We start from the raw sequence: 20,671 nt of genomic DNA on the forward strand, positions 1-20,671 counted from the left end.
GTCTTATGCCTGCCTTAGGCTGATCAAGGCGCTTACGCTTTTGTTCTTATCCGCAAAGAAGAGGTGAGTCAATGAAAATCGATATTATTGGTGACATACATGGATGTTTTAATGAATTTGAATCATTAACGGAGAAACTTGGGTATGATTGGTCATCAGGGATTCCTGTTCATCCCGAAAATAGAAAACTTTCATTTGTAGGAGATTTAACGGATCGTGGACCTTCATCACTAAAAGTAATTGAAGTAGTTTTTCATTTGGTTAAGGAGGGGAAAGCTTTTTACTCACCTGGAAATCATTGTAATAAGCTTTATCGTTATTTTCTTGGAAATAATGTTCAAATTTCACACGGTCTTGAAACCACAGTCGCAGAATATGAAACACTTTCTCGTCCTAAACAAGAAGAGGTTAAAAAGCAGTTTATTTGGCTTTATGAATCATCACCTCTTTATCAAGTACTTGATAAAGGAAACTTAATTGTCGCACATGCAGGGATTCGTGAAGAGTATATTGGAAAAACAAGTAATGCAGTAAAAACCTTTGTTTTATACGGCGATATTACAGGTAAAAAGAACCCGGATGGAACTCCTGAACGTCGAGATTGGGCTCAGCATTACCATGGAAATGCACTAATCGTTTATGGACACACCCCAGTAAAAGAGCCTCGGCGAACGAAGCGAACGATTAATATTGACACAGGGGCAGTATTCGGGAACAAACTGACGGCATTTCGTTATCCGGAAGATCAGCTTATCTCCGTTGATTCTTCACTTCCTTATGATGAATCGAGATTTAGATAGAAACAAAAGTGGCTGTAAACCTAAGAGGCAGTCAAGAACGCGACGTCCTTGTGGCATTTGACTGCACTCTTTGCACGTCCTGTGCTTCGGGGCAACAGCGCTTACGCTTGCTGTCGTGAGCTTATCCACAGTACAAGAATTTTATAGCTTCCCAAACCCGAAGAACCCACTTATTTCGTAAGTGGGTTCTCGTTTACTAGATTTTTCATATCGTCAGGCAACTCTGATTTAAAATGGAAATCCTTTTCTAACAAAGGATGCCAAAATGAAAGCTGTGAGCTGTGAAGTGCTTGTCTTCTAATTTCAGCTATGTCTCCACCGTACAATGTATCACCACAGAGGGGATGACCAATTGAAGAAAGATGGACACGAATTTGATGCGTTCTCCCAGTTTCAAGAACTAGCTTAAGATAAGATTTATTTTGATAGGTATGAAGAACTTGATAATGCGTGATTGCTTCTTGACCATCTTCACAAATCTCCCGCTCGATAATACTGTCATTTTTACGTCCAATTGGTTTCTCAATTACCCCAACTGATTGATCAATAACACCATGAACAATCGCTTCATATGTACGATGAATTTCCTTTTTCTTTTGCTGTTCAGAAAATAAAGAGTGTGCAAACCGATGCTTTGCTACGAGCATTAATCCTGATGTATCTTTATCTAACCGATTCACGATATGAATAGTAGATGGAATTTGCTTTTGTTGATAATATTTTATTAATCCATTCGCTAACGTACCTTTTTCATGTTCACGAGATGGGATTGAAGGAATAAAGGGTGGTTTATTGATCACTAAACAATGATCATCCTCGTAAACAATCTCAAATGGAACATCATCAGCCACAAGGCTTGTTCCCCTTACTTCCTGAGGAAAAATAACGGTGAGGATATCATTCTCCTTTAAACAGTAACGAACAGTTACATGCTGAGAATTCACTAAAATATCCCCTCCATTAAATTTTATATCCGTTAAAGCTCGCTTAGAAATTTTCTTTTCCTTCACATAATCAAAGACAAGCTTGCCTACATCCTTCTTTGAAATGATCCACTGTAGTTGAAATGTTTTCATAAAAAAACCTACTTACCTTTCACTCCCTATATCGCCAACGAAGGAGTCTCGTACTCTTTTCCAAAAAGGAAAAGGTTTAAATCGAGCAAATCTTACATTTTCATTCGCAACTCGATACTGAATCGATTTAACATCCTTATGCAAAAGTGTTAAATGATCAATGGTGACTTGGAAATCGACGTCGTTAACAGGCTTTAACATACATGTATGATGTTCCGGTAATATTAGCGGTGACCCTATCGTTCGAAATACGCGATTATTTATTGAAGCTAGTTCAGTCAACTGAATAGCCCTTATTGAAGGGTGTAGAATCGCTCCCCCTAATGCTTTATTATAGGCTGTACTTCCTGAAGGTGTAGACATACATAAACCATCGCCACGGAACGTTTCAAATTTTTGCCCCTTAATTTCAACATCCATGACGAGGGTACCTTCAATACTCTTTACAGTACATTCATTTAAGGCTAAATATCTTGCTTCTCGTCCACCATCATTATGACGGATAATAACCTCTAAAATAGGATATTCCACAACTTGGTAAGGTGTTTTCGCAATCGCGATGACAAGCTTTTCAATTTCATCAGGTACCCAATCTGCATAAAAACCAAGATGTCCTGTATGTACGCCAATAAAAGCAGTCTTATCAAGTCTGCTCCGGTAACGATGAAATGCATATAACAGAGTCCCATCCCCACCAACAGATATAACAATATCTGGACGATCTTCATCATATTCTAATTGAAAATCTAATAAATAGGTTTTCATTCTTTGCAAAATAGAGTTTGAAACTGGATCACCCTTGGATGAAATGGCAAACTTCATACACTTTTACCCCCTTATCAATAATATTCTTTTCATGCAAACTGAACTTTACGTATCGCGCCCGTAATTATGTACCCTTATTTTCTGTTTTTCGCGAGAAGATCGCTTGGGCCTCTTGAACCTCTCCTCTAATTTGAGACATTTCTTCATCTAGAGAATATGCCGCTTCGGCAGCACGTTTTAACCGAATTTTTATCTCATCAGGAATATTCCCGCCATATTTATAATTTATTGAATGCTCAATCGTCGCCCAAAAGTTCATCGATAATGTTCGAATTTGAATTTCCACGAGTAGTTTCTTTTCACCCTCTACCGTTTGGACCGGATATTTAGCGACAATATGATAAGAACGATAACCACTTTCCTTTTTATTCGTAATATAATCACGTTCTTCGATAATTTCTAAATCATTTCTATTTTTGAGCATATTTACAACTACTTTTATATCATCCACAAACTGACACATCATTCGAATTCCAGCTATATCCTGCATACCGACTTCCAAATCCTCCAACGGAATTCCTTTGCGTTTCGCTTTATCTAGAATACTCGCTAGTGGTTTTACACGGCCAGTGACAAATTCAATTGGCGAATTCGAATGTTGCAGTTCATATTGTGTTCTAATTCCTCGCAGCTTTACTTTTAGCTCCTCTACCGCCTGTTTATATGGAGCCAAAAATAACTTCCATTGTTCATTATTTTGCATAAAAATCCCCCTTAAGAAACCGCTTAAAGTCATTCTATAAAAGCGAAAGTTCCTCGTTTAGCCTTGGGCAAGTGATACGAAAACCAAGTACATACCTAGCCCATTTTCTCTCCCTTGTCACCTTAATGGTCAAGTATTAGAAAAACAACTCGACTACCTTGTTCTCCATTTCCTCTCCATAATTCGCATTCCCCTTGATATTTTCCAAAAGATAATTAAGCTCAGGAACAATATCAGTCAATTCTATTTCATTTTCGTTTATTTGTAAGATCACAGGTAGATCTTTCTCTTTTGCTTCTTTTAATTTTGTCCAAATCGTATGAGGTAATCCAGCATAGACAAACTCATCGGGTGATTCTAAAATATAAATGAAAGCCAATTGATCAGAATCAGCGAGCATTTGTCCCTTTGCCTTTAATTGTTCTGCCTCTATTGATAAGGAAGCGGACTGTAGGATTAACCTATTATTTTCAATTGTTGCTTCTGTTAGTTCAATTCGTGTATTCATATGTTTCTCCTCCCATTGCACATTCATGATTATTTTACCATATTAAAAAGTCACATGATAACATTGCGAGTTGTTTTAATTCAAGAGATAATAAGGAAAGAGCATTGAAAGCATTGAAACCTATACAAATTACTACAGGTTAGATAAGGGGATTTTAAACATGTCACAAGAAATTGAAATTGAATTTAAAAATTTACTTACCGAAGCTGAATTTTTAAAAATAAAAGCTGCATTTCAAATAGAAGATAATGAATTTATTTTGCAAGAAAACCATTATTTTGATACACCTCAATTTTCTTTAAAAGAACTTGAAGCTGCACTTCGAATCAGAAAAAAACTAGAGCACTTTGTTATGACATTAAAGGAACCGGCAAAAGTTGGTTTATTAGAAACACATCAAATGATCACAGAGGAAGTCGCTTCTGAAATGATCAAAACAGGAAAGCTAGTAAAAGGACAAATTGTCGAACGTCTTTTCCATTTAGGTGTAGACGCTAATAAGATGACCTATTTCGGAACACTTGCGACAATTCGAGCGGAAAAAAAATACCGAAATGGTTTACTTGTTCTCGACCATAGTAACTATTTAACGGTAGAAGATTATGAGCTTGAATATGAGGTGCAGAACGAAGTCGAAGGGAAAATGGATTTCCAAACATTATTAAACGAACTCGATATTCCAATCCGTCATACTAAAAATAAGGTTCGCCGTTTTTATGAGCAAAAATATGAGGAAATGGGGTAAGAATTCTGGATATAAAAATGCACTATTATAAAACGTTATTAGAGCTACAAGCCTTACGCAACTTTGACAATAAAAAAGTTACAGGACAATCTTCCAATTTTGAAACAGACTTTGAAGAGCTCTTGCAATCCTTTTTAAGTTCATCATCTGTTGGCAATGAACCGAAAGAGTCTATCGTTCCGATGAACATAAACTCCTTTTCAAATATGCAAGCAACCCCGTCTTCATTCGTCGGCTTGTCATCGACCAAAGGCGAATCATCTCCTATCCAATCTGGAAGCATAGATGAAATTATTGTGAAAACTGCCGAAAAGTATGGAATTGATGAAAAGCTGATTCGAGCAGTCATCCAACAAGAATCTGGTTTTAAATCAACTGCTAAAAGCCCAGCTGGTGCAATGGGCCTCATGCAATTAATGCCAGCAACAGCTCGCTCACTCGGCGTTCTTGATCCTTATGACCCCGTTCAAAACGTAGAAGGTGGAACAAAATATTTAAAGCAGATGCTAACGCGTTATGATGGTGATGTTTCATTAGCTTTAGCTGCTTACAACGCTGGTCCTGGAAACGTTGATAAATATGGTGGGATCCCTCCATTTAAAGAAACACGAAATTATGTACGAAAAATCACCTCTACTTTCACTGTTTAGCCAGTCGTTGATGACTAAGAAAAGCGGAAGCGCCTTGTTCAGCTCCGACAAGCATAAGACGATCAGGAATAGAAGGTGTTTTTTACCTTCAATTCCTGATTGGCTTATGACCTCGAGGGGCTAGGCTGCTTGCGCTAGACAGCAAAACTAAGTATAAAAACTTATACTCCCTCTTATCTTAAAAAAAGTGCAGTTTCTATCTAACAATCACTGTCATAGTAGATGTTTTCACAGAATGGTAAGTGGCGTTAGTTCATTAGCGAAAAAATGGCTATCTCTGTTTGCGTATTTCAACTTTATCCTACTGTCACAGTAAAGCCGTTTAATCGATCTTCCATTTGGGTTCGAGCATCTTTTATCATGCCTTCGAGCAGTTCTTTCACTGTTGGAATATGGTCAATGAGTCCGGCTACCTGACCGCTATTCATGAAACCATTTTCAGTATCTCCTTGGATCGCACCATTAATATGATAATCCTCAGATGTCATTTTACTATATTGCTCAGGAACCAGTCCGCTTTGTTCCAATTCAATTATGCGATCGGCATATGGTGCTTTTAATACGCGTCTAACTTGTCCGATCGATCTTCCCAAAATAATTGTTTCGTTATCTGCAGCATCCAGAAGCCTTTGTTTATAAGATGAATGGAATGGTGCTTCTTTCGTTGCAATCAAGCGGGTGCCTAACTGTACTCCCACTGCTCCGAGCATTAAAGCCGCAGCCAAACCATTACCATCTCCAATCCCCCCTGCGGCCACAACCGGAATTGTGACATGGCGACTAATTTGTGGGATGAGCGTAAATGTAGTTAATTCCATATTTGAATTAATGCCTGCAGCTTCGAACCCCTCTGCCACCAACACATCGGCTCCTTGTGCCTCTGCCTTTTGCGCATGTTTGACAGACGCGACAATCACAATTACTTTTACGTTATTTTCTTGCAAAAGCGGAATAAATGGAGCCGGATTGCCCGCCGATAATGACACGACTGGTATTTCATGTTTTAATACAAGACTGATCATTTCTTCTGTATAAGGACTAACATTAATTGGTATATTCACGGCAAAACTGTTTTTTGTTTTTGCCTTTGTTTCAAGAATAATAGCTTCAACCTGAGCAGGAGTCATCGTACCACATCCTATAGTACCTAGACCTCCAGCATTTGAAACAGCAGCCGCAAGCTGTGCATTGCTAATATTCCCCATCCCCCCCTGGATGATTGGATATTGAATAGATAAAAGTTCACATATATGTTTCATTTTTAAAACCCCCTATGGAATTTATGTTATACTATTATTAATAGAAAGACAATTCTGATATTTTAAAAAAGGAGAGAATGATATGATTATTCCTTACAATGGTGTAACCCCTTCCATCCATGAATCGGTTTTCGTAGCACCTGGGGCTCACATAATTGGTGATATTACGATAAAAGAAGAATCTACAATCTGGTTTAATGCTGTTTTACGGGGGGATGATGATTCGATTGCCATTGGTGCAAGATGCAGCATCCAAGATAACGCTACCATTCACTTATACGGTGGATGTCCTGTCGTTATAGAAGACGAGGTCACGGTCGGACACAACGTCATTTTGCATGGCTGCAAAGTCGGAAAACGCTCAATTATCGGCATGGGCTCGACCATTTTGGATAATGCCGAAATCGGTGAAGAATGCATTATTGGTGCGAATACACTGATCCCATCTGGCAAAAAGATCCCCCCTCGTTCTCTAGTCGTTGGTTCGCCAGGAAAAGTGGTCCGAGAGTTAACAGATAAGGACCTAGAATTAATTCGCCTATCCATTGATTCTTATGTACAAAAAGGTCGAGAATTTAAAGAAATCCTTAAATAAGTAGTTTCAGAGTTACATAACTGGATTTTTTGTTATAACTACTAGCCCTGCTTCAATTACGGGTGGAACTAGCCCGCTTTAAAACATTTTTTGTCCTATCCTAATCTTTTTAATGCGAGACTTTCATCAAAACCAATAAAGCTGCCTGGAAAAGTCCTACATTCGTTGACTTTTGCGGCAGCTTTACTATTTTGATTTAATTATCAAGAAATGATCATTCGCATCATATGATTTATCTTTTCTACGTAAATCATTATCCTTTTGAAAGACATCTTCAAAAAAACGGCTGGCTGGTTCAGCTAGAATTTTATAATATTGACTGAACAACAACGTAGCATGGTCTCCACTCCACATTGGCGGCAAAAGTTCCTTTGGCAGGCCTGGGTCAATAAACAAAAATTTTCGGTATTCGTGAATTAGTTTCGTTCTTTCCACAAAACACTCTGAGTCGGACATTTCTCCCCTGCTTATCACACTTTGATGGACAATAAATTGCTTACTATATTTAGAAATGAACTCTTCATACTTACTCTTGATTTCTTCAAGTGGCCAGCTTTTTTCCATAAGTGATTGATTATCTTTCGGTCCTATATAATCCGATACGAAGAAATCAACGTACTCACTTATATCGTACTTTTCAATTAAAAGCTTCACTTCTTTTTCAAGATTGTTCGGCGAAATCCAGCACGAATTGGAGAAGCTTCCAAATCCACTCCATAAAAGCTCTTGACGAAGTTCATCACGAATTTGTCTTTTTTCTTCCGGAATCGTATACATTAAAATACGCCATTTCCCATCCCATTCACTAGGGTTCATTTTATAAATCCGGTTTGCAGCTTCTTCTATCCGGTTAACTCCTCGGTCAGTCAAAAAGTAATAACTTTTATTTCCCTGCTTCTCCGACTGAATCCAGCCTTGCTTCACCATCCGAGAGATAGCGACCCGAACGCCCTGTTCATTATGCCCAAACTCTTTCAATAATCGAATCAAGCTGCCAATCCATATTTTGTTTCCATAATTACGTATATAATCGCCATAAATGGTGAAAATCATCGATTGTGTGTTTGCACCCATACTACTTCACTCTTTCTGTTTTCCCTATTATTACACTTTTTGAACACAACGTATATAATCTATTATATCATATTTTGGAAGCGTATTATTATCTTCCTGAAAATTTAGGATTTCTCTTTTCACTAAACGCATTGAGAGCCTCGATCCGATCTTCTGTTGGAATCGTCAGCTCATAAGCCTTCGCTTCAATCGCAAGCCCTGTCTGTAAATCCGTATTCATTCCCTGTACGATCGCATATTTCGCCTGTTTTAACGCTACAGGTCCATTTTTCATCATACTGTCAGCAAATTGTTTACATACATCAGAAAGCTCTTCTCGTGGCACTACTTTTAATACAATCCCAAGATCGAGCGCTTCCTGAGATGAGATTTTTTTCGCCGTGAAAATTAATTCTTTGGCCTTCATTTCACCAATCAGCCGCGGCAGACGCTGTGTCCCACCTGCACCTGGAATAATCGCCCAGCTTGTTTCAGTCAACCCCATTGATACACCCGCTGCTGCAATTGCAAAGTCGCACGATAATAGCCATTCAAAACCTCCCCCCAGCGCGTAACCGTTAACAGCTGCGATTGTCGGTTGTGGTAAGGCTGCGATACTGTTAAAAACATCCCGAATCGCTTTCACATTTCGTCTTACTTCCGCTTCATTCAATGTCTTTCTTTCTTTTAAATCTGCACCGGCGCTAAATGCTTTTTGACCTGCTCCTGTAAAAATAACGACGCGTACCTCAGGATCTACATGTATAGAATCAACAGCCACCTGCAGCTCGCGAAGTGTATCATAGTTAAAACAATTCAATACGTCCGGGCGGTTTACTGTTACATATCCGATATGATCTTTCACTTCAAATAAGACGTTTTTCATGAACAATCCCTCTCTTTTTTAAGAAATGCGCAAGCGCCTTGTTCAGCCTCGGGCAAATAAGACGCTCAGGAATAGAAGGTGTTCTTTGCCTTCAATTCCTGAGTGGCTTAGACCCAAGAGGCAGTCAAGAACGCGACGTCCTGTCGCATTGACTGCACTTGCACGTCCTGTGCTTCGGGGACGGACGCTTGCGCTGGACACAAAAACTAAGTCAAAAAATTTATACTCTTATCTTTTAAAATAGAGGCCTTTTCTCGTATTTGAGGCAGCCTCTTTCGTTCTTAATCTATATTTTCAATAATGGCGGCTATCCCCTGACCGACACCTACACACATTGTCGCTAATCCATATTGCACATTTTGTTTTTTCATCTCATATAAAAGCGTTGTCAAAATACGCGCTCCGCTTGCACCTAATGGATGCCCGAATGCAATTGCACCGCCATTTACATTTACCTTATCCTGTTCAAGCTCAAGCTGTCGCACACACTCTAATGCCTGTGATGCAAAAGCTTCATTTAATTCGATAAGACCGAGATCATTTACTGATAAGTTTGCCCGATCAAGCGCTTTCCTCGTAGCGTAAATTGGACCGAGGCCCATAACAGCCGGCTCGAGACCAGCAACTGCTCCAACCACATATTTTGCAAGTGGCTTTAACCCAAGTTCTTTTGCTTTATCCGCACTCATTAATAGCAAAGCGGATGCACCATCATTTACACCTGATGCGTTACCTGCTGTAACTGTGCCTCCTTCAAAAATTGGACGAAGTTTCGCAAGTTTTTCAATCGTTGTATCAGGACGTGGATGCTCGTCTTGATCGATAACAACTTCGTTACCTTTGCGATCATGGAAACGAACTGGTACGATTTCTTCCGCAAAACGATTAGATTCCATTGCCTTTTTTGCCCGTTGCTGACTTTGAAGAGCAAACTGATCCTGATCTTCCCGTGAAATTGAGAAGCGCTGTGCGACATTTTCAGCTGTCTTCGGCATGGAATCTGTTCCATGCATCTCTTCTAGCTTTTTATTCGTAAATCGCCACCCGATTGTTGTATCCTGAAGCTCCATCGACCCCCGTGGGAAGTCAATCTCAGGTTTTGCCATGACATATGGCGCTCTTGTCATACTTTCCGTTCCCCCAGCGATGTAAATATCGCCTTCCCCTACAGCGATCGATCGTGCTGCATACATCACCGCATCTAGTCCTGAACCGCACAAACGATTAATCGTTGTTCCAGCTACGTCCACCGGAAGTCCTGCCAAAAGTGCTGACATTCTTGCCACATCTCGGTTATCCTCTCCAGCCTGATTCGCATTACCGAAGATGACATCTTCAATTTGCTCCGGTGGTAGCCCAGGATTCCGCTCTGTTAGCGCTTTAATTACAATCGCTCCAAGATCATCTGGACGTACACTTTTTAAAGCTCCTTTATATTTCCCAATAGGTGTTCTCACTGCATCAACAATCACAACGTCCCTCATTTTTTCACCAACTCTCCCATTTTTGTATAGTCGTATACACCTTTACCAGATTTACGACCAAGCCTTCCCGCTTTTACATACTGTTCAAGAAGTGGAGCCGGACGATATTTCTCACCAAGCTTTTCATGTAAGTAACGTAAATTATTTAAACGGGCATCAAGTCCTACTAAATCCACCAATTCAAATGGCCCCATTGGATAATTCAACCCAAGCTTGATTGCTTTATCAATTTCTTCAGGTGTTCCAAGCCCTTCTTGGAGCATATAAAACGCTTCATTTCCAACTAGGCAACTAATACGACTCGTTACAAAACCTGGGAACTCATTAATAACCACTGTCTCTTTTCCCATTTTCTCAGCAACCGCTTTAATAGCTGTTGCTGTTTCATCACTCGTTTCCAAGCCACGGACAATTTCGACTAGTGGCATTTTCTGTACAGGATTGAAGAAATGCATGGCAATCGTTTGTTCAGGTCGCTTCCCATAGGAACCAATTTCAGTGGGACTCATAGTGGAAGTATTCGTAGCAAAATAGCAGTGAGCTTGCGCATGTTTTTCGATTGTTTCAAAAACAGCTTTCTTAATTTCTGCCTGCTCTGGAACAGCTTCGATGATTAAATCTGCTTGTGAAGCTGCATCTTCTAAATTGGAAGAATAGAATAATTTACTTTTTGCTGCATTCGCTTCATCAATGGTAATTTTATTATAGCTTACACCTTTTTCAAAGACTCTCTCAATCTCTTTTTTCGCACTTTCTAATGCAGATGGGTTCACATCTACTAATGTTACATCAAAATTTCCAGTTGCTGCAACATAGGCAATCCCTCTGCCCATTACTCCAGAGCCTACGACTACTAAATTTGTAATCATCTAACATTCTCCTTCCAAAAAATAGAGGCTGGCTGCGATTATTTCAGACTATCATCCAGATAAACCGAATAACGTTTCTGAAATATTTTTTAGCCAGCCCTAATTCAATCTCTTTTTTTCCTAGTTAAATCCCAACAGAGGGTGATACCGTATTAAATGCCGAATGGATTTAGTGGACGACTTCCATAATAAGAAATGATACTTTTCGTTTCTGTATAAAGATCTAACGTCTCAATACAAAGCTCTCGTCCGAATCCTGATTGTTTATAACCACCGAATGGTGTTCCTGGGAAAGCCGAGAATGGGCAGTTTACCATGACAATTCCTGCTTCGATTTGGTTAGCCACACGAGTTGCACGACCGCCATCTTTCGTCCAAAGAGCGGAACCAAGACCGAACTCAGTGTCATTTGCTAGTCTAATTGCCTCTTTTTCATCTTTGAACTTCATGATCACGACAACTGGCCCAAAGATTTCTTCTTTTACTACTTTCATCTCATGATTTACATTAGCAATGATCGTCGGCTCATACCAATATCCGCCTTCGAATCCTTCAACTATTGCTGGCTTTCCACCTGCTAAGATTTCAGCTCCATCAGCAATAGCTGATTGAACATAGCTCTCAACAACATCTAGTTGACCCTGATCAATAACTGCCCCAACATGTGTTTCTTTCTCTAACGGATTGCCTAATTTAAGCTTCTTTGTTTTTTCTACGAATCTAGTAACAAATTCGTCATAGATATCCTCATGTACGTATAATCGTGATCTCGCTTCACAAGATTGTCCTGTATTATAGAAAATACCGAATACGGAACCATCTACAGCCGCTTCAATATCAGCATCCTCGAATACGATATTCGGAGATTTCCCGCCTAGCTCCAAGGTTACACGCTTTAACGTTTCAGAAGCTTTTCCCATGATATCTTTACCAATTGGCGTAGAACCTGTGAATGCTACTTTATTTACTTTCGGATGTTCAACTAGATAATTACCAACTTCTGATCCAGAACCAGGAGTAATATTAACAACACCAGCAGGAACTCCAGCTTCAATACAGATTTCTCCTAAAACAATAGCAGTCAACGGAGTTAACGAAGCTGGCTTCACGATAACAGAACAACCAACCGCGATGGCCGGTGCAATTTTCCACGCTGCCATCATCATTGGATAGTTCCAAGGAATAATTTGTGCACAAACCCCTAGTGGTTCTTTTTCTGTATAGTTTTGGAATTGACCTGCCATATTATTTACTGAGCCACGATGACTGATAATCGCACCTGCATAAAATTCAAAAACTTCAACAGCTTGCATAACTTGACCTTGTGCAGCTGTAATGGATTTACCGCTGTTTAATACTTCTAATTCTACTAATTCATTAAAACGGGAACGCATAATCGCTGCAATTTTATTTAAAACACGAGAGCGTTTATTGATCGGCGTTCTTTTCCATTTTCCGTTATCAAATGCTTCACGTGCCGCTTGTACCGCTATTTCTGCATCTGCTTGTGTAGCCTTTGCAACCTTGGCAATAATTTCTCCAGTGGCAGGGTTGTAAGCATCAATCGTCGCTCCATTTGAACTTTCAACTCTTTCACCATTGATCACTAAGTGGTAATAATCACGCTTAATTTCTGCCTTTTCAAATGTTTTTGCTTCTTGTACTTTTACCATGTCATTCCACTCCCTTTTTATGTTAGTTCCCAATAAATTGAGCTTTTCGTTTTTCTACAAACGCTGTAACACCTTCAATATGATCTTTTGTTAATCCAGCAATCCTTTGACCTTCCGCTTCTACTTCCAAATATTCTTCTAAGGAAAGATGGTAGGAGGCCTCTAAATATCTTTTGATTAAGCCAATCGCTTTCGTTGGCCTGTTTGCAATATTCTCAGCAAAGGCTGTCACTTGCTCGTTCCAATCCTCCACACCAATTACTTTTGTGGCGAGACCCATTTTTTCCGCCATGTCGGCAGGTACTTTTTCGCCAAACACAGATAGTTCCAATGCTTTAGCGTGGCCAACAATCCGTGAAAGATAATACAGATTCCCCGAGTCAGGTATCAGCCCAATATTGACAAAAGCATTTAAAAAACTAGCCTTTTCAGATACAAGTCGGAAATCACATGCTAATGCCAAACTGAATCCTGCCCCTGCAGCCACACCATTTACTGCCGCAATAATTGGCTTTTCACAGGATGCGATCTGCTTCATCATCGGACCGTATTGATCACGGAGTATTTGTCCTAAATTCATGCTTTCATCCACATCCGCTAAATCCTGCCCTGAACAAAAGGCCCTGCCTTCTCCAGTAATGACAATCGCACGAACTTCATCTGAACTTGCCGACTTTTTAATAGCCTGTTGGATCTCTTTATTCATTTGTGATGTAAAAGCATTTAGTTTATCTGGTCGGTTTAAACTGAGCCAAGCCACCCCGTTTTCAATCCGAAAAGTGATTGTTTCGTACATTGCATAACTCCTTATCTGCCTGTAAAATTAGGCTTTCGTTTTTCTACAAACGCTTTCATTCCTTCCTTTTGATCTTCTGAAGCGAAAAGTATGTAGAAATTCTTACGTTCATACTGCATTCCTTCATATAAGCTGTAATCTACTGCCTTATTAACAGAGTCTTTGATCATTCTGACAGCTAAAGGAGGCTGTACTGCAATCTTTTTGGCAAAGTCGATGGCTTCTTCCATCAATAGTTCAGGGGCGACAATTTTATTAATAATGCCATAGTTTAAAGCTGTTTGTGCATTGATTCTTTCGGAAGTCAAAATCCATTCAAGGGCTTTTGTTTTTCCTACCAGTTTCGTCAGTCTTTGTGTTCCACCAGCGCCAGGCATAACTCCAAGTGTTACCTCTGGAAAGGAAAACTGGGTATCATGCGCCGCGATAAGTAGATCGCATGATAAAGCAAGTTCAAATCCACCGCCAAATACAAAGCTTTTGACTGCACCGATAATAGGCTTTTTAACTAGACTTAAGCGGTCCCAATCAGCAAATTGATTTAACAATTCTAAACTTACGGGATTGTCATTGCTCATCTCATCGATATCTGCCCCAGCTGAAAATGCTTTTCCATGACCAGATAATAGGATTACTTTCACTTCGGTATCACGGTCGAATGCATCCACTGCCGAAACAATTTCAGCGACCATCGTCCGGTTTAGCGCGTTCAACTGTTTAGGGCGATTTAAAAAGATAAAACCGATGTTATCTTCAATCGATGTTTCAATATATTGAAACATTCCCATCTTACACTTCCTCACCAATCATCATCGTTACAAGATTCCCAGCAAAGCCCATTAAATCTTTTCCTGATGCTTTTCCTTCTGGGGACCGCATACCCTGCTGAAGTGCTTCATGAGTTTCATAATACATTTCACATAGAATGTAATAGTCAGAGTCTTTCCCCATTGGTGTGCCAACTATTTTCGTCACTTCCATTTTTTGAAGACCTGGAATTTTTTCTGTGATCGGACCGTGAACATTGAAATAATGCTCATCAAATGCTTCTTTATTTTCCGGTTGTTTATATAACGCTATTAGCTTTACCATAATTATTCCCTCCAAATTTTATATAAATTTAATCATTGGTTTCATTGCTTCAAATGGGTTTTTACATGATTTGCAATATAAAATACTACGACATGCTGTTGGTCCGAAGATATTTTCCATCGTGACATATGTTGATTCACAATACGGACAATCTACGTGCCACGATCCATCTTCTTTCATTTGTCTTGGCGGAGGGGAAATTCCAAATGCCTTTAATCCCGCTTTCCCCTTTTCCGAGATCCGGTCAGAAGTCCAGGATGGAAAACGTAGAAATTCCACACTTACAGCTTCAACACCTGACAGCTGTTTAATAGTCGTTTCCACATTTTTCTGAATAATAGAAAGTGCTGGACACCCTAGAAAGGTAGGCAGTATTTTCACAGAAACCTCCGGACCAGAAACCGTCACGTTCTCTACCATTCCTAAATCGAGAATACTGACTGTATCGATTTCGGGATCTTTTACGTTTTCTAGTATTTGATAAATGTCTTCTGTTGTTAACAATGCGGTAGACATAGTCCCCCTCCCCCTTTTCCTCCAGTTTTACCAGGAAGCTGCTTTATCACTTTCATAGACTTCACATAAAGTTTCGAGCGCTTTCACTAAATCCTCCGTGTGCTTCCCATTACGTCCGTCACCTTGAGCCATTCCTACTTCAACAGCTCCTTGTAACCCGACGCTTTCTAATACAGGTGCAACGGCCTGATTCCACTTATTCAGCAAAGCCGCTTCGCTTTCAATCAAACCCTGTTCCACAATTTCACTTCCATTTTCCCCAAGTGAGAAAACACCTTGGAAATCTGGCAACGTTTTGTCAATTGCTGCTTTCATCCGAGAAACAGCTTCTTCATGGCCTGATCCTAACAGTTGAACAAACCATGTTTTCCAGTGCATTAGATGATAGTAAAGTTCCATTTGCACTTTTGCAGAAACTTCAGCCAGTGGCTTGTATGAACTTGACTGTAAAGATTGAACTTTAATCATTTTAGCTTGGGTATAAAAGTAATTTCGCACTACTGCAAAAGCCCAATCATATTCTGGTTCTTCCATATAGTGGCCAGGTCCATTAACAAGTTCCAAAATAACCGCATTACGTCTTTCATTTGCTGGACGGTCATGAGCTAGTTGATCAGCATTTCCTTCGTCAAGTTCTTCTAATAATTGATAGAACATGGCTGCATGCCCCATTGTATCTTGGGCAATCGAGGAAGATGCTACGTCTTCTTCGATATGTGGAGCGAGACCTAACCATTCAGATCCACGATATGAATGAATGAAATCATCGTCCGCTAATTGGAATAGCAATTCCTTGATTACGGTATTCTCTAATGATGAGTTATTTGCCATTTTTCACGCCTCCTGCCCAAGACATAATTTCCTTTTCATCAAGCATTTCTTGTTCGTACTTCCGCCACTTTTTCTTTAAATAGCCATATCCTTTTGTTGTGCGGTAATCTTTATTATCCAATCGTTGAAGCGTTTTCTTTTCCTCCGAAGTCATTTTACGTATATTCTGACGCTTTACAACCCAGATATCCTCCACTGCTTCGCGTCGAATAAAGTTTTCCTGCGCCATCATGATTGCAATATCTTCATTCGGCGCTAGTAAGTTAAATTGATATTGGACCGGAGCAGTTTGTGTCTTGCGGCTAAAGACTTCGAATTCTTCAAAATAAGTTTCTTGCCTAGTTTCCATGCTGCTTTCCCTCCCTTAAATGACTTTCGGCGCTAATGCTTCACGTACCCATTGGTTAGTTGTGTAAGAAATTCTTCTCAGATTCAATCGTGCCTGTGAACGAGGTCCTTCATTTCTAGCAATCTGCTTCAATTTGTTCCAGTCAGGCTGTTGATAAATCCATTTTTCCGTTTCTTCATCGAATCGTAGTGTTTCATCCGGAATAGTAAAACCAAGTGAGTGAATCCGCTTAATATATTTACTAAAGAAGGCTTGACGTAACCCTTCATTCGTTCCCGTTCTGATTCGGTATTTTAAGGTCACATCTTGTTTCGAGACACCCATTTCATTTTTGCTTGGTGGACCGAAGAAAAGTAACAGTGATTCCCACCAATAATTAATCGAGTCTTGAACCATTTGTCTCTGTTCATCTGTACCTTCAGCCAGCGCCATTATGATTGCTTCCCCGTGTTGAGCGTGAAAAACTTCTTCTGCACAAATTCTCTGTAATGCACGGGCATATGGACCGTACGAGGCACCAAGCATATCTGTTTGCGTAATAATAGCTGCTCCGTCAACTAGCCAACCGATCAACCCTGCATCTCCCCACGATTTCGTTTCCATGTGGAAAACGTTATGAAACTTTAGGTTTCCAGAAAAAAGATCTTGCATCAAATCGTCCCGCTTTTTGCCATATGGTTTCAATAAGTCTTCCGCTACACGAAGTAATAATTGTCCGTGTCCCATTTCGTCTTGAACCTTTGCCATGATTCCGAGCTTTCTATGCAAGGTCGGAGCTTTCGGCACCCACTCCTTTTCAGGAAGCGCTCCCATAATTTCGCTTATGCCGTGCATGGAAATTAATTTGATTAATGTATTCCGATATTCATCCGGCATCCAATCATCAGCTTCAATTTTCTCTCCATTCTCAATCCTAGCGACAAATTGTTCCATCTTCTCTTGTTCTGTCATTTCCGCTAAAAGAACGCTCATTCCAAATCCTCCCCTTTGTTTTAATATAACGTTTATTTAACGTTATTATATTTTATTGTTATATAAAAAGCAAGAATTTTCCGTCATTTTTTAATAATAAAAAGCAATGGTAGTACTTTTATCTATTCAACTGGTACTTTAAACGGTGACGACTCCACTAGAATTGATTCTGTCGGGCAGCCATCCATTGCATCTTCTAGATCATCATGCAAATCTTCTGATACTATTGCTGTTCCATTATTCCCATCGAGAAGAACAAATGCAAACCCCTCATCGTTATAATCAAAAATTTCCGGTGCTGTCGCTCCACATGCACCACATGCTATACACGTTTCTTGATTTACAATTGTATATTTCGCCATACCGCCATCCTCCTATTTTTTATTTCAAGATGTGTTCTTTCTTTTCCTCCATTAAACTTGTACTATGAAGCGGCTGAACTTTTGAATCTGGGTCAATATATACTTTTGCATTGCTTATCGCGGTTGGCGCCTCCCCAAATCCACTTGCAATAAGCTTTACTTTTCCGTCGTACGTACAAATATCTCCCGCTGCATAAATGCCAGGAATGTTCGTTTCCATTTTAGAGTTAATGACTATCGAATTTTTTTCAATTTTAAGTCCCCAGTCTTTGATTGGCCCCAAGGATGAGATAAATCCATAGTTCACCATAACTGAATCTACCTTTTGGATCGTCTCCTCACCATTTTTCACATTCTCGAGTACGACATATTCAATGTTTTCTTCTCCTCGTAATTCAACAGGGATATACGGTGTCATAACGTTAACCGCTGATTTTGTTAAACGTTCAACACTATGTTCATGTGCGCGAAATTTATCACGTCGGTGTGCAATCGATACATTTTTAGCAATAGGCTCCAACATTAGAGCCCAATCAACAGCTGAATCACCGCCACCAAACACAACAACATCTTTGCCGCTAAACGAATTTAAGTCATTCACAAAATAATGAAGATTTTTCCCCTCAAACTTTTCTTCTGTTTCAATTTTTAATTTTCTTGGCTGAAATGCACCATTACCCGCTGTAATAATGATCGTCTTTGTAAAATGAATGTCTTTGTTTGTTGTCAGCTTAAAGATTCCATTTTCCTGCTTTTCGATTGTTTCAACCGACTCCTCCAGACAGATCTCCTGTTCAAATTCGTTCATTTGCTCTATTAAACTATCCACCAATTCCTGGGCACGTACTTTCGGAAAGCCTGCAACATCATAAATAAATTTTTCTGGATATAATGCAGCCAACTGTCCGCCGAGTTGCGGTAAGCTTTCAATTATTTTGACCGTCATTTGTCTCATACCGCCATAAAATGCTGTAAAGAGTCCAATTGGCCCGCCGCCAATAATCGTTACATCAACTAGGTTATTTTGTTTATTCATTTTATCTCCTCCATTTATAGACTCATCACAGCACTGTTTCGCTTATCAACAATACGAATCGCTTTTCCTTCAGAACGCGGAATACCTTTTGGAATGTTAACAACGATATCCATTGTAACTAGACAGGTAGTCTTCATATGGTGCTGGACCGTTTTCTTCAATTTATGAACATCGACATGTGTTAAGTCCCCGCCAACTCTATCATAGAAACCGCTTTCAATTTCCACATGCAATTCAACACTATCCATCGTGCCTTTCTTAACAAGGTGAATCTGATAATGAGGAACGAGTCCTTCCACTTGCAATAATGCTCGCTCAATTTCAGATGGAAAAACGTTGACACCTCTGACGATAATCATGTCATCTGTTCGACCGATTATTCGGGACATTCTTGTTGTCGTACGTCCGCATTTACATTTTTCTCTAGTAATAGTAGCAAGATCTCCTGTGCGATAACGAATAATTGGTAACGCTTCCTTTGTTAAGCTAGTAAACACAAGTTCCCCAACTACTCCATCTTCTACCTGTTCAAGTGTATCTGGATTAATAACTTCAACCAAGAAGTGATCCTCCGCAATATGTAGTCCATCCTGTGCCTCATGACATTCTATCGCAACACCAGGTCCCATAATTTCACTTAACCCGTAAATATCAACCGCTTTCAATTTTAGTTTCTTTTCAAGTGTTGCTCTCATTTCTTCGGACCAAGGCTCGGCTCCAAAAATACCATATTCGATTCCATTTTCATTAGGGTCCATCCCCATTTCTTCCATCTTTTCAGCAATATTTAGAATATAAGATGGCGTGCCACAAATTCCCCTCGGCTTAAAATCATTAATTATTGTAATTTGCCGCTCGGTGTTTCCGCCTGAAATTGGTACAGTTGCAGCGCCTAACTTCTCTGCTCCGTAATGGAGGCCCATCCCACCTGTAAATAATCCATAGCCATAAGCATTATGAAAAATATCAGACTTCCTTCCGCCAGCAGTGACAATTGCACGAGCAACAATGACTGACCAGTTTTCAATATCATTTTTTGTATAACCTACAATTGTCGGCTTCCCGCTCGTTCCAGATGATCCATGAATACGAGTTACCTCATCCAAAGGAACTGCAAATAGACCGAATGGATATTGATCACGCAAATTTTGCTTTTTTGTAAATGGAAGTTTTGTCACATCGCTTAACTGTTGAATATCTTCTGGTCTAATACCAAGATCATCAAACTTCTCTTTGTAAAATGGTACATTCTCAAATACATTTTCTACCGTTTTTTGAAGACGTGTTAGCTGTAACTTTTCCATTTCTGCACGATTAGCTGTTTCAACTTCTGGATTATACATTGTTTCAGTCCCCCTCAATTGTTTTTGCATTTTTATAACGATTTTAAAACGAAGACAAAAAAATCAGTAATGTAATTTTAGATTAATACGACATTTCTATGTTGTCAATATGGTTTCGTTGTAATTTGAATAAAATATTCTGAAAATTAATACAATTTAATATTTACATACCATTTGGTTTGTGATAGTTTTATCGAGAGTGATATATCATTTTATGTCACTTCCGTTTTAAAAACGTATTACGAACA

At 39.5% G+C, this 20,671-nt stretch carries 24 protein-coding genes; 4 read left to right on the forward strand and 20 right to left on the reverse strand.

Annotated features, from left to right (window positions below):
- Window positions 1–71 precede the first annotated feature (71 nt).
- Window positions 72–800, forward strand: coding sequence for a bis(5'-nucleosyl)-tetraphosphatase PrpE (prpE, locus tag K9V48_RS16880; protein WP_224140198.1), 729 nt, complete (start codon window positions 72–74; stop codon window positions 798–800).
- A 170-nt stretch (window positions 801–970) separates the two neighbouring features.
- Here prpE and K9V48_RS16885 read toward each other — a convergent pair whose 3' ends face one another.
- The 4 genes from K9V48_RS16885 to K9V48_RS16900 form a co-directional block, all read right to left on the reverse strand.
- Complete coding sequence (locus K9V48_RS16885; protein WP_224140199.1) at window positions 971–1,876, reverse strand: RluA family pseudouridine synthase; 906 nt, start codon at window positions 1,874–1,876, stop codon at window positions 971–973.
- A 12-nt stretch (window positions 1,877–1,888) separates the two neighbouring features.
- A complete protein-coding gene (locus K9V48_RS16890) occupies window positions 1,889–2,698 on the reverse strand; it encodes an NAD kinase (protein ID WP_111615811.1) in 810 nt (269 codons plus the stop codon).
- 67 nt (window positions 2,699–2,765) lie between these two features.
- Window positions 2,766–3,404 (reverse strand): GTP diphosphokinase, encoded by a 639-nt coding sequence (yjbM, locus tag K9V48_RS16895; RefSeq protein ID WP_224140200.1) that lies wholly within the window; start codon window positions 3,402–3,404, stop codon window positions 2,766–2,768.
- A gap of 136 nt (window positions 3,405–3,540) precedes the next feature.
- On the reverse strand, window positions 3,541–3,912 hold the full coding sequence (locus tag K9V48_RS16900; protein WP_224140201.1) for a UPF0738 family protein: 372 nt from the start codon (window positions 3,910–3,912) through the stop codon (window positions 3,541–3,543).
- A gap of 160 nt (window positions 3,913–4,072) precedes the next feature.
- Between K9V48_RS16900 and K9V48_RS16905 the strand changes: the two genes are divergently transcribed.
- Complete coding sequence (locus K9V48_RS16905; protein ID WP_224140202.1) at window positions 4,073–4,657, forward strand: CYTH domain-containing protein; 585 nt, start codon at window positions 4,073–4,075, stop codon at window positions 4,655–4,657.
- A gap of 11 nt (window positions 4,658–4,668) precedes the next feature.
- The gene (locus K9V48_RS16910) at window positions 4,669–5,307 is read left to right on the forward strand and encodes a lytic transglycosylase domain-containing protein (protein ID WP_224140232.1); all 639 of its coding nucleotides are present in this window, start codon (window positions 4,669–4,671) and stop codon (window positions 5,305–5,307) included.
- Window positions 5,308–5,603: 296 nt separating this feature from the next.
- On the opposite strand, the gene K9V48_RS16915 is transcribed toward K9V48_RS16910, so the two are convergent.
- Complete coding sequence (locus K9V48_RS16915) at window positions 5,604–6,566, reverse strand: NAD(P)H-dependent flavin oxidoreductase (protein WP_224140203.1); 963 nt, start codon at window positions 6,564–6,566, stop codon at window positions 5,604–5,606.
- Between the two features lie 82 nt (window positions 6,567–6,648).
- Here K9V48_RS16915 and K9V48_RS16920 point away from each other — a divergent pair, with 82 nt between their 5' ends.
- The gene (locus tag K9V48_RS16920; RefSeq protein ID WP_224140204.1) at window positions 6,649–7,161 is read left to right on the forward strand and encodes a gamma carbonic anhydrase family protein; all 513 of its coding nucleotides are present in this window, start codon (window positions 6,649–6,651) and stop codon (window positions 7,159–7,161) included.
- Between the two features lie 186 nt (window positions 7,162–7,347).
- Here the strand turns inward: K9V48_RS16920 and paaX are convergent, their stop codons facing one another.
- The 15 genes from paaX to K9V48_RS16995 all read right to left on the reverse strand — a co-directional run bounded on the left by paaX (window position 7,348) and on the right by K9V48_RS16995 (window position 20,423).
- The gene (gene paaX, locus K9V48_RS16925; protein ID WP_224140205.1) at window positions 7,348–8,235 is read right to left on the reverse strand and encodes a phenylacetic acid degradation operon negative regulatory protein PaaX; all 888 of its coding nucleotides are present in this window, start codon (window positions 8,233–8,235) and stop codon (window positions 7,348–7,350) included.
- A gap of 88 nt (window positions 8,236–8,323) precedes the next feature.
- Window positions 8,324–9,100 carry an enoyl-CoA hydratase-related protein gene (locus K9V48_RS16930; RefSeq protein ID WP_224140206.1) on the reverse strand — a complete coding sequence of 259 codons (777 nt, stop codon included), beginning with the start codon at window positions 9,098–9,100 and terminating at the stop codon, window positions 8,324–8,326.
- Between the two features lie 281 nt (window positions 9,101–9,381).
- On the reverse strand, window positions 9,382–10,584 hold the full coding sequence (locus K9V48_RS16935) for an acetyl-CoA C-acyltransferase (protein WP_224140207.1): 1,203 nt from the start codon (window positions 10,582–10,584) through the stop codon (window positions 9,382–9,384).
- Complete coding sequence (locus tag K9V48_RS16940) at window positions 10,581–11,453, reverse strand: 3-hydroxyacyl-CoA dehydrogenase (protein WP_224140208.1); 873 nt, start codon at window positions 11,451–11,453, stop codon at window positions 10,581–10,583. Before K9V48_RS16940 ends, K9V48_RS16935 begins: the two co-directional genes overlap by 4 nt.
- Before the next feature lie 152 nt (window positions 11,454–11,605).
- Window positions 11,606–13,126, reverse strand: a complete 1,521-nt coding sequence (locus tag K9V48_RS16945) for an aldehyde dehydrogenase family protein (RefSeq protein WP_224140209.1) — start codon at window positions 13,124–13,126, stop codon at window positions 11,606–11,608.
- 22 nt (window positions 13,127–13,148) lie between these two features.
- Window positions 13,149–13,922 carry an enoyl-CoA hydratase-related protein gene (locus tag K9V48_RS16950; RefSeq protein WP_224140210.1) on the reverse strand — a complete coding sequence of 258 codons (774 nt, stop codon included), beginning with the start codon at window positions 13,920–13,922 and terminating at the stop codon, window positions 13,149–13,151.
- Between the two features lie 11 nt (window positions 13,923–13,933).
- A complete protein-coding gene (locus K9V48_RS16955; RefSeq protein WP_224140211.1) occupies window positions 13,934–14,710 on the reverse strand; it encodes an enoyl-CoA hydratase/isomerase family protein in 777 nt (258 codons plus the stop codon).
- A 1-nt stretch (window position 14,711) separates the two neighbouring features.
- Entirely contained in the window at window positions 14,712–15,014 is a 303-nt protein-coding gene (locus K9V48_RS16960; RefSeq protein ID WP_111615796.1) for an EthD family reductase, read from the reverse strand.
- 18 nt (window positions 15,015–15,032) lie between these two features.
- A complete protein-coding gene (gene paaD / locus K9V48_RS16965) occupies window positions 15,033–15,530 on the reverse strand; it encodes a 1,2-phenylacetyl-CoA epoxidase subunit PaaD (protein ID WP_224140212.1) in 498 nt (165 codons plus the stop codon).
- A 27-nt stretch (window positions 15,531–15,557) separates the two neighbouring features.
- The gene (gene paaC / locus K9V48_RS16970) at window positions 15,558–16,361 is read right to left on the reverse strand and encodes a 1,2-phenylacetyl-CoA epoxidase subunit PaaC (RefSeq protein ID WP_224140213.1); all 804 of its coding nucleotides are present in this window, start codon (window positions 16,359–16,361) and stop codon (window positions 15,558–15,560) included.
- Entirely contained in the window at window positions 16,351–16,710 is a 360-nt protein-coding gene (paaB, locus tag K9V48_RS16975; protein ID WP_224140214.1) for a 1,2-phenylacetyl-CoA epoxidase subunit PaaB, read from the reverse strand. Before paaB ends, paaC begins: the two co-directional genes overlap by 11 nt.
- Before the next feature lie 15 nt (window positions 16,711–16,725).
- The gene (gene paaA, locus K9V48_RS16980) at window positions 16,726–17,682 is read right to left on the reverse strand and encodes a 1,2-phenylacetyl-CoA epoxidase subunit PaaA (protein WP_224140215.1); all 957 of its coding nucleotides are present in this window, start codon (window positions 17,680–17,682) and stop codon (window positions 16,726–16,728) included.
- A gap of 122 nt (window positions 17,683–17,804) precedes the next feature.
- On the reverse strand, window positions 17,805–18,044 hold the full coding sequence (locus tag K9V48_RS16985; RefSeq protein WP_224140216.1) for a ferredoxin: 240 nt from the start codon (window positions 18,042–18,044) through the stop codon (window positions 17,805–17,807).
- Window positions 18,045–18,063: 19 nt separating this feature from the next.
- On the reverse strand, window positions 18,064–19,080 hold the full coding sequence (locus tag K9V48_RS16990) for an NAD(P)/FAD-dependent oxidoreductase (RefSeq protein WP_224140217.1): 1,017 nt from the start codon (window positions 19,078–19,080) through the stop codon (window positions 18,064–18,066).
- A 14-nt stretch (window positions 19,081–19,094) separates the two neighbouring features.
- The gene (locus K9V48_RS16995; RefSeq protein WP_224140218.1) at window positions 19,095–20,423 is read right to left on the reverse strand and encodes a phenylacetate--CoA ligase family protein; all 1,329 of its coding nucleotides are present in this window, start codon (window positions 20,421–20,423) and stop codon (window positions 19,095–19,097) included.
- Between the last annotated feature and the right edge of the window lie 248 nt (window positions 20,424–20,671).

It is taken from the genome of Metabacillus rhizolycopersici (genome assembly GCF_020075705.1).

Coding starts and splice junctions, on each gene's coding strand:
- K9V48_RS16890 (WP_111615811.1), bottom strand. CDS start 2,698: ATGAAGTTTGCCATTTCATCCAAGGGTGATCCAGTTTCAAACTCTATT.
- yjbM (WP_224140200.1), bottom strand. CDS start 3,404: ATGCAAAATAATGAACAATGGAAGTTATTTTTGGCTCCATATAAACAG.
- K9V48_RS16960 (WP_111615796.1), bottom strand. CDS start 15,014: ATGGTAAAGCTAATAGCGTTATATAAACAACCGGAAAATAAAGAAGCA.
- K9V48_RS16900 (WP_224140201.1), bottom strand. CDS start 3,912: ATGAATACACGAATTGAACTAACAGAAGCAACAATTGAAAATAATAGG.
- K9V48_RS16955 (WP_224140211.1), bottom strand. CDS start 14,710: ATGGGAATGTTTCAATATATTGAAACATCGATTGAAGATAACATCGGT.
- K9V48_RS16985 (WP_224140216.1), bottom strand. CDS start 18,044: ATGGCGAAATATACAATTGTAAATCAAGAAACGTGTATAGCATGTGGT.
- K9V48_RS16940 (WP_224140208.1), bottom strand. CDS start 11,453: ATGATTACAAATTTAGTAGTCGTAGGCTCTGGAGTAATGGGCAGAGGG.
- K9V48_RS16950 (WP_224140210.1), bottom strand. CDS start 13,922: ATGTACGAAACAATCACTTTTCGGATTGAAAACGGGGTGGCTTGGCTC.
- K9V48_RS16930 (WP_224140206.1), bottom strand. CDS start 9,100: ATGAAAAACGTCTTATTTGAAGTGAAAGATCATATCGGATATGTAACA.
- paaD (WP_224140212.1), bottom strand. CDS start 15,530: ATGTCTACCGCATTGTTAACAACAGAAGACATTTATCAAATACTAGAA.
- K9V48_RS16995 (WP_224140218.1), bottom strand. CDS start 20,423: ATGTATAATCCAGAAGTTGAAACAGCTAATCGTGCAGAAATGGAAAAG.
- K9V48_RS16990 (WP_224140217.1), bottom strand. CDS start 19,080: ATGAATAAACAAAATAACCTAGTTGATGTAACGATTATTGGCGGCGGG.
- prpE (WP_224140198.1), top strand. CDS start 72: ATGAAAATCGATATTATTGGTGACATACATGGATGTTTTAATGAATTT.
- K9V48_RS16945 (WP_224140209.1), bottom strand. CDS start 13,126: ATGGTAAAAGTACAAGAAGCAAAAACATTTGAAAAGGCAGAAATTAAG.
- K9V48_RS16905 (WP_224140202.1), top strand. CDS start 4,073: ATGTCACAAGAAATTGAAATTGAATTTAAAAATTTACTTACCGAAGCT.
- paaA (WP_224140215.1), bottom strand. CDS start 17,682: ATGAGCGTTCTTTTAGCGGAAATGACAGAACAAGAGAAGATGGAACAA.
- paaC (WP_224140213.1), bottom strand. CDS start 16,361: ATGGCAAATAACTCATCATTAGAGAATACCGTAATCAAGGAATTGCTA.
- K9V48_RS16885 (WP_224140199.1), bottom strand. CDS start 1,876: ATGAAAACATTTCAACTACAGTGGATCATTTCAAAGAAGGATGTAGGC.
- paaB (WP_224140214.1), bottom strand. CDS start 16,710: ATGGAAACTAGGCAAGAAACTTATTTTGAAGAATTCGAAGTCTTTAGC.
- K9V48_RS16915 (WP_224140203.1), bottom strand. CDS start 6,566: ATGAAACATATATGTGAACTTTTATCTATTCAATATCCAATCATCCAG.
- K9V48_RS16920 (WP_224140204.1), top strand. CDS start 6,649: ATGATTATTCCTTACAATGGTGTAACCCCTTCCATCCATGAATCGGTT.
- paaX (WP_224140205.1), bottom strand. CDS start 8,235: ATGGGTGCAAACACACAATCGATGATTTTCACCATTTATGGCGATTAT.
- K9V48_RS16935 (WP_224140207.1), bottom strand. CDS start 10,584: ATGAGGGACGTTGTGATTGTTGATGCAGTGAGAACACCTATTGGGAAA.